This window comes from Fodinibius halophilus, assembly GCF_011059105.1.
Lineage (GTDB): Bacteria > Bacteroidota > Rhodothermia > Balneolales > Balneolaceae > Fodinibius > Fodinibius halophilus.
Genome location: NZ_JAALLS010000014.1, coordinates 107,482 through 114,391 on the forward strand (window position 1 = coordinate 107,482; position 6,910 = coordinate 114,391).

The window sequence follows — 6,910 nt, forward strand, 5'->3', positions numbered from 1 at the left end:
AGGGTCAATTCAGTAGATACCTGAATATGAACCGAAATTAGGGCTGAATCAAGTTGGGGATTTCAGAATCGGCTTTGCCATTTAGTACACCAATAATAGCGTTTGCCGCAAGCATGCCAATATCTTCTCGTGTTTTGTAGCTGGCGCTGGCCATATGGGGTGTAAGTAAACAGTTGGGGGCATCTTGAAGGTTGGGATGAACTTCGGGTTCATTTTCAAAAACATCAAGAGCTGCCCCGCCAATAGTGTTATTATGTAAGGCCTCGGCTAAAGCCGCTTCCTCTACCACCGGTCCGCGTGAAGTGTTAATGAGAATAGCGTGACGAGGCATCAACCTTAAAACTTCAGCATCAATAAGGTGCCGCGTTTCATCGGTAAGGGGACAGTGAAGGGTAAGAAAATCGGTTGACTGCGCGAGCTCTTTATGCGAGGAGTAGTAACTCGCATTCAGCTTTTGTTCGGTCTCATCACTCACGCGACTTCTGTTGTGATAGATGATATCCATCCCCATAGCACGGGCCCGTTTGGCAACAGCTTGGCCGATACGTCCCATTCCAATAATTCCAAGTGTTTTGCCCTGTAGTTCCATGCCCAAAAATCCAAGAGGTTCCCAGCTTTCAAACTTGCCTTCCAGGAGATACTCTTGCGCATCATAAAAACGGCGGGCCACCGCGAGCATTAATCCAAGGGTAAATTCTGCACAAGAGTCGCTTAGTACGCCGGGGGTGTTGGCTACTTTAATATTGGATTTTTGGGCTGCATCCAGATCGATATTATTGTAGCCTACCGCATGATTTGCAACAATTTCAAGATTTGTTGCTTCTGAAAGAACGCTTTCGGTAATTGGGTTTGAAAGCATCGGAAGAATGGCATGATAGTCAGAAATATTCTCTTTAAGCTGTTCTTCTGTGTTATACTTGCCTCGTTCACCTACATCTACTGTAAAATGTTTTTGTAGCTTTTCAATGACCGATGGAATGATAGGTTCAGTTACCAGTACGCGTTTCGCCATAATTAATAACTATATTCAGTGTCGTTAATAATAATGCTCGAATGGGCTGAAAGCTGTTTTTTCGTAAGCTTATCGTAGATGTAATTGAATGGGGTAAGTACCTGGGCACACATGGTATCCGGATCTCTCCAAGCTATTATTTCTAATGACAGTTGTTCATTACTAATGCTGTGTGTTACTTCTTTTAACTTGGTGCAGGCATCAGGAAAGGTGCCACTAATGAGGAGGGCAGGCTGCTGTTGAACCGTTATTTTTTTTACGGAATCTATATATACAGTCGCTTTTTCGTGCTGTTGTATATTGGGTTGTTGCAGAGATACAAGGTTTTCATACTCCTCCGGGCCATCTTCTTCATTATTCGAAGAAGATGAGGCACAACCTGCTACAGCGATTAACGTAACAATTGATAGGTAGATAAATTTCACAACGTATTATTGTTCATCTTCAATTTTTCGGACAGAGGCATCATTCCACATGCGTTCGAGAGCGTAATATTCGCGTAGTTCTTTTTTGAAAATATGGACGACTACATTCACATAATCCAGTATTACCCAGCGGCGTGTTTCACGGCCTTCTTCTTTCCAGGCCTTCTCGCCAAGTTGTTCTTTTGTTTCTTGATTTACATTATCGGCAATAGCTTTTATTTGCACATCCGTTTGGGCATGACAAATAACAAACTTGTCGGCTAGCGTAGTAAGGCCATTAACATCAAGCACTACAATATCTTCTGCTTGTTTATCGAGTAAAGCCTCGGTTATAACATCGATTAATTTGTCGGCATCGGCCGTTTTGGCTTTATCGACAGTAGTAAACTGCTGGTCTGCTTTTTGAGAGCTGTTGGTCATATAGTATTAGTTAAGTTTTAGGGTTTGATAATCAGATCCGATAACCACGGTAGCGTCCAAATAATAATCTTCGGATGCTTCGATGAAGATATTTTCCGGGTCAATACCCAGGGCATCGGCAACGCGATGGGCGTTTTCTGAATCAAAGTTTCGTGCTATTACAACAGTATGTTGCATGTCAAAGTTTTTAAAATTCCCGGTTTCCACTACATCAAAACCATTTTGGCGGAGGGTAGCGGTGAATTCATTAGCAAGGCCGGGAACCCCGCATCCATTTAAAACCTCCAGTTGTATCACATTGCCAATAAGGTCGGTATCTTCTTCTGCTCGCTGGTTTTCAATTCTGGGATAGATAATGCGTGTAAACAATCCAAAAACCAGTAATACCAGCAGAAGGCTTAGGAAGCCGATAACAGCATTAAGGGCAAAAGAATGAGATTCGCTGTTTCTTGGGCTCATTTATATTGTTATCACTCAAAAATTCGATCGTTGAAAGGCGAGTTATATGAATTGCGATATAGCCCTGAAGACCAAGGATTCATCCCATAGCTAGGTACCTGCTGAAAATGGATGCTGATATTACTCTTATCATTAATTTGGTAATTAAGTTCCGCATTGCGAATCAGGAACTTCATATCCATTCCAGAATTATTGTTAGGCATAAAGCTATTCCCAAATGGAGAGTGTAAAACTTGTAAGTCAACACGCCCGGTCAGATCCTCTGAAAAGAAGAACTGCATGGTATTGGTATAGGCATTCATGTTTTGAAACTGCCCACCCCAGCTGGCAAAATTCATAGAGTATGAGTGGCTCATCTGCATGTTGAACAGATTGCTGAAATTTGCACCTTCACTGGGATTCTCCTTTACGATGGGGCCCATTAAGTCAGTTGACCTCGTCTGCTGGTCACGAAGTTGTGCCTGTGATACAATGCTAAGCCCTAGCACAAATATCGTGCACAAAGTAACCGCAGATAGAACAGAATTTTTTTTCATAGTCGATACCGATATTGGTTGATTGCCTAACATCAAAATAGCGCTTTTAATGATAATAAAATATAATAAAGTATTAAGCTACAATAAAGAGGCGAACAGCACATACTTAGCCATTTAACGGTTTCTGTCATACTTTATTTTATTTAGTGTGAATGAAATAGCTGAATTTAAAAATTGATAGAAAGTGCTATTCTACTACAATTGAGAACGACTTTGGCTAAGAATGGGATTTTGTGGGAGGGGGTTTTTGTTTCTTAAATAATGATACTTGTCCTGCGGGCTAAAATCGAGTATATTTGGAACGCTTTTCAATCCAACAAAAATGCTGGTTCATAAAACCAAATAAAAGGCAGTAGTTCGATAATGAAACTTACCGATTTTAAGTTTGATACAGATGATTTTAATGTTCCTGAAAAACCCGTTCAGCCCCGCGATGCGGCAAAACTGATGGTTCTGGACCGGGAGGAACAGACCATCTCTCACGAAAAATTTTCTGATATCCACAAGTATATGAACGAGGGCGATGTGCTCGTTTATAACGATACCAAGGTTTTTCCGGCGCGCCTGAAAGGTAAAAAGGAGAAAACAGATGCCGATATCGAAGTTTTCTTGCTGCGTGAGCTGGTGCCCGAAAACATGTTGTGGGATGTACTTGTTGAACCGGCACGTAAAATCAGGATAGGTAATAAGTTGTATTTTGGACCAAATCTGATGGCCGAAGTTATTGATAATACAACTTCGCGCGGACGTACTATTCGTTTCTTATTTGAAGGGTCTAATGAAGATCTGTACCATATTTTAGATAACATCGGTGAAATGCCATTGCCACCTTATATTGAGCGAGAAGCCGATGAGGAAGATAAAGAGCAGTATCAAACCATCTTTGCTAAAGAGCGTGGCTCTGTGGCTGCACCTTTTGCAGCAATGCACTTTACCGAAGAGTTGGTTGAGAAGCTGGAAGATAAGGGAGTTCAGATGCTGCCCATTACAATGCATATCGGATGGGGAACATTCCGACCCTGTGAAGTAGAGGATCTCACAAAGCACCGGACAGATTCAGAGAACTACTATATATCTGAAGAAACCTCTGACAAAATTAACGAAGCGTTAGCAAGTGATGAACATAAGGTAGTTGGCTGTGGTACAACGGCTGTTCGTACCATTGAAACCAGTATTATGGCCAGCGGTATTTCCAAGCCGGGTACCGGATGGACCGATAAATTTATTTTTCCACCTTACGATTTTAAAATCACCGAAGGAGTTATTACAAACTTCCATCGCCCGGAGTCAACGATGTTGATGTTGGGTGCTGCTTTTGCCGGTTATGACTTTTTAATGGAAGCTTATGAAGAAGCACAGGAGGAGGATTACCGGTTCTTCGCTTTTGGTGACTCAATGTTGATTATATAAAAAGTGACTACGAAATCTCTTATTATTCCGGCAGCGGGATCAGGAAGTCGTATGCAGCGGGAGGTTCCGAAGCCCTACTTGAAGTTGGCAGGAGACTCCATATTAGAGCACACCGTTCGTCGGTTTCTGTCTGTTGATGGGCTTGCGCAGGTAGTAATTGCAACCTCGCAAGAATATCTTGACCAGGCGAACGATATGCTGGAAAAGGTACTTCCTGATACAGTTGCTGCTCGCTGTGTGGCAGGGGGCAACGAGAGGCAGGATTCTATTCGCAATGCATTAGCAGTGCTCTCGGATGTTGATTTGGTAATGATTCATGATGCCGTTCGTCCTTTTGTTGAGGCGAAACATATTGCCGAGTGCTGTCGTGTAGCCTCTGAAGCAGGTGCTGCAGTGTTGGGGGTTCCTGCAAAAGATACTATTAAGCGTGTTGATGGAAGGCGGTATGTAGAAGAGACGCCAACACGAAAGTTTTTATGGCAGGCGCAAACGCCTCAGGTCTTCCGTACGAAAGTTATACTTGAAGCTTTTGAAAAAGCAGAGGAAGATAGTTTTTCGGGCACAGACGATGCCTCCCTTGTAGAGTATTTGGGTCGCAAAGTGAGAATGGTTGAGGGATCACGCTCCAACTTTAAAATCACTTACCCGCTGGATTTGAAATTGGCTCGTTTATTAATTGAAAAAGAATAAAATAGAAGATGCGTATCGGATATGGATATGATGTTCACCGCCTGGAGGCTGGTGAATCGCTTATTTTGGGCGGTGTCGAAATCCCTTTTGAAAAGGGATTGGTCGGCCACTCCGATGCGGATGTATTGCTGCATGCTATTTCTGATGCTCTGCTCGGTGCAGTTGCCTTGGGCGATATTGGGAAGCATTTCCCGGATACCGATGAGCAGTATAGTGGTATTGATAGTCGGCTCCTACTAAAGGAGGTTGCGGGACTTATCAGAAAAGAAGGTTATGATATAGCGAATATTGATGCAATAGTGGTGGCAGAGCAGCCTAAACTTGCACCCTATATTTTGGAGATGCGACAGTGTATAGCAGAAGACCTTGGCCTGGGTAAAGGGCAGGTGTCGGTAAAGGCAACCACTTCTGAAGGGATCGGATTTGAAGGGCGGCAACAGGGAATTTCTTCTCGAGCTGTGGTATTACTTCAGGAGGCTTAGCGATATGGTTGAGCAGTTTGTTCAGGAGTTTGTGAATATTGTGAATACGCTTCCGCCGCTGAGTATCTACACGGTATTTTTCTTAATTGCATATTTTGAAAATGTGATTCCTCCTATCCCAGGGGATGTGCTTGTCGCTTTTGGCGGGTACCTCGCTGCTGAATCTATTATTGGATTGGTGCCTATTTTGCTATTGACAACCATTGCATCTGTACTGGGATTTATGAGCATGTACTGGATTGGAAGTCGCTGGGGTACCCAGATTGAGAAAAAAAATAAACGGATATGGTTGTTACGTTTCATCCCGCTAAAATATATTAATAAGACGCGTTCGTGGATGCAGCGTTGGGGGATGGGGGTCGTGCTGGCAAATCGTTTTTTGGCAGGTACCAGGTCTGTTATCTCGTTGACGGCCGGACTGAGTCATACCCGTATAACTCCGACGGTAATTAGCTCTACTATAAGTTCGATTCTGTGGAACGGTATTTTACTTGGATTTGGATGGGTCGTGCACGAGAATTGGAAGGTTATAGGAGATTATCTTTCAGTTTATGGTCAGATAATCTTGGCTGGCATTGCATTATTCCTAATTATTCGGGCCGGTATCTATTACTATCGCAAATAGAGCCACTTTTTTTATGGAGTTGAGGATACAGAAGAAAATAGATTTAATTTTGATTTCAGTGTTGACAAAAATATAAACAGTACTTAGTTTTCGAGTCTTTCGACCAGAGGCTGATAATCGAATGAAAATCAGCTGCAAAGAAAGTAATTATCTCGATAAGCCAACGTAGCTCAGGGGTAGAGCAGCTGTCTTGTAAACAGCCGGTCGTCGGTTCGAATCCGGCCGTTGGCTCACAAGAAAAAATCGAGATTCGATCTGATTTTTTGGGTCGAATATTTTTTTGACATATTGAAAACGCGGGGGGATACCAAAGCGGCCAACTGGGGCAGACTGTAAATCTGTTGTCGTGAGACTTCGTAGGTTCGAATCCTGCTCCCCCCACATTAAGCGGGCGTAACTCAATTGGTAGAGTGTCACCCTTCCAAGGTGAATGTTGCCGGTTCGACTCCGGTCGCCCGCTCATCCCCTTATCGGGGAGCGCACCCAAAAGCCGTTATAGCTCAGGGGTAGAGCACTTCCATGGTAAGGAAGGGGTCGTCGGTTCAATTCCGACTAACGGCTCACGATGTGTTATAATTATTACTAGGATGATTATTTAACAATTAACTGTAAACTCATTTAGCCATGGCAAAAGAGACATTTGAGCGGAATAAGCCGCACGTAAATATAGGAACCATTGGTCACGTCGATCACGGGAAAACAACTCTGACAGCTGCTATTACTACGGTAATGGCGAAGCATCACGGCGGGGTTGCCAAGCAGTTCGTTGATATTGATAATGCGCCCGAAGAAAAAGAACGTGGTATCACCATTTCTACTGCTCACGTTGAGTATGAAACCGAGGAGCGCCA

At 43.3% G+C, this 6,910-nt stretch carries 10 protein-coding genes and 4 tRNA genes; 9 read left to right on the top strand and 5 right to left on the bottom strand.

Features of this window, described 5'->3' with window-relative positions; genetic code table 11:
- Positions 1-37: 37 nt before the first annotated feature.
- Genes G3569_RS11685 through G3569_RS11705 form a run of 5 tightly spaced genes read right to left on the bottom strand, consistent with a single transcriptional unit; the run spans position 38 to position 2,852 of the window.
- Positions 38-1,012 (bottom strand): 2-hydroxyacid dehydrogenase, encoded by a 975-nt coding sequence (locus tag G3569_RS11685; protein ID WP_165269329.1) that lies wholly within the window; start codon positions 1,010-1,012, stop codon positions 38-40.
- Between the two features lie 2 nt (positions 1,013-1,014).
- A complete protein-coding gene (locus tag G3569_RS11690; protein ID WP_165269331.1) occupies positions 1,015-1,437 on the bottom strand; it encodes a hypothetical protein in 423 nt (140 codons plus the stop codon).
- Between the two features lie 6 nt (positions 1,438-1,443).
- Positions 1,444-1,857: a ribosome silencing factor gene (gene rsfS / locus G3569_RS11695; RefSeq protein WP_165269333.1), complete on the bottom strand. Its 414-nt coding sequence runs from the start codon at positions 1,855-1,857 to the stop codon at positions 1,444-1,446.
- Positions 1,858-1,863: 6 nt separating this feature from the next.
- Positions 1,864-2,316 carry a LytR C-terminal domain-containing protein gene (locus G3569_RS11700; RefSeq protein ID WP_165269335.1) on the bottom strand — a complete coding sequence of 151 codons (453 nt, stop codon included), beginning with the start codon at positions 2,314-2,316 and terminating at the stop codon, positions 1,864-1,866.
- An 11-nt stretch (positions 2,317-2,327) separates the two neighbouring features.
- Positions 2,328-2,852 carry a hypothetical protein gene (locus G3569_RS11705; RefSeq protein WP_165269337.1) on the bottom strand — a complete coding sequence of 175 codons (525 nt, stop codon included), beginning with the start codon at positions 2,850-2,852 and terminating at the stop codon, positions 2,328-2,330.
- 363 nt (positions 2,853-3,215) lie between these two features.
- Here G3569_RS11705 and queA point away from each other — a divergent pair, with 363 nt between their 5' ends.
- From queA to G3569_RS11750, 9 genes are all read left to right on the top strand, one after another.
- A complete protein-coding gene (queA, locus tag G3569_RS11710) occupies positions 3,216-4,262 on the top strand; it encodes a tRNA preQ1(34) S-adenosylmethionine ribosyltransferase-isomerase QueA (protein ID WP_165269339.1) in 1,047 nt (348 codons plus the stop codon).
- 3 nt (positions 4,263-4,265) lie between these two features.
- The gene (gene ispD, locus G3569_RS11715) at positions 4,266-4,952 is read left to right on the top strand and encodes a 2-C-methyl-D-erythritol 4-phosphate cytidylyltransferase (protein WP_165269341.1); all 687 of its coding nucleotides are present in this window, start codon (positions 4,266-4,268) and stop codon (positions 4,950-4,952) included.
- Positions 4,953-4,960: 8 nt separating this feature from the next.
- On the top strand, positions 4,961-5,434 hold the full coding sequence (ispF, locus tag G3569_RS11720; RefSeq protein ID WP_165269343.1) for a 2-C-methyl-D-erythritol 2,4-cyclodiphosphate synthase: 474 nt from the start codon (positions 4,961-4,963) through the stop codon (positions 5,432-5,434).
- A 4-nt stretch (positions 5,435-5,438) separates the two neighbouring features.
- Complete coding sequence (locus G3569_RS11725) at positions 5,439-6,059, top strand: DedA family protein (protein WP_165269345.1); 621 nt, start codon at positions 5,439-5,441, stop codon at positions 6,057-6,059.
- A 159-nt stretch (positions 6,060-6,218) separates the two neighbouring features.
- A tRNA-Thr gene (locus G3569_RS11730) sits at positions 6,219-6,290 on the top strand.
- Positions 6,291-6,357: 67 nt separating this feature from the next.
- A tRNA-Tyr gene (locus tag G3569_RS11735) sits at positions 6,358-6,440 on the top strand.
- Between the two features lie 6 nt (positions 6,441-6,446).
- Positions 6,447-6,519, top strand: a tRNA-Gly gene (locus G3569_RS11740).
- A 29-nt stretch (positions 6,520-6,548) separates the two neighbouring features.
- Positions 6,549-6,620, top strand: a tRNA-Thr gene (locus tag G3569_RS11745).
- Positions 6,621-6,683: 63 nt separating this feature from the next.
- Positions 6,684-6,910 (top strand): GTP-binding protein (locus tag G3569_RS11750; RefSeq protein ID WP_240894696.1); only part of this gene is annotated, 227 nt, incomplete at its 3' end.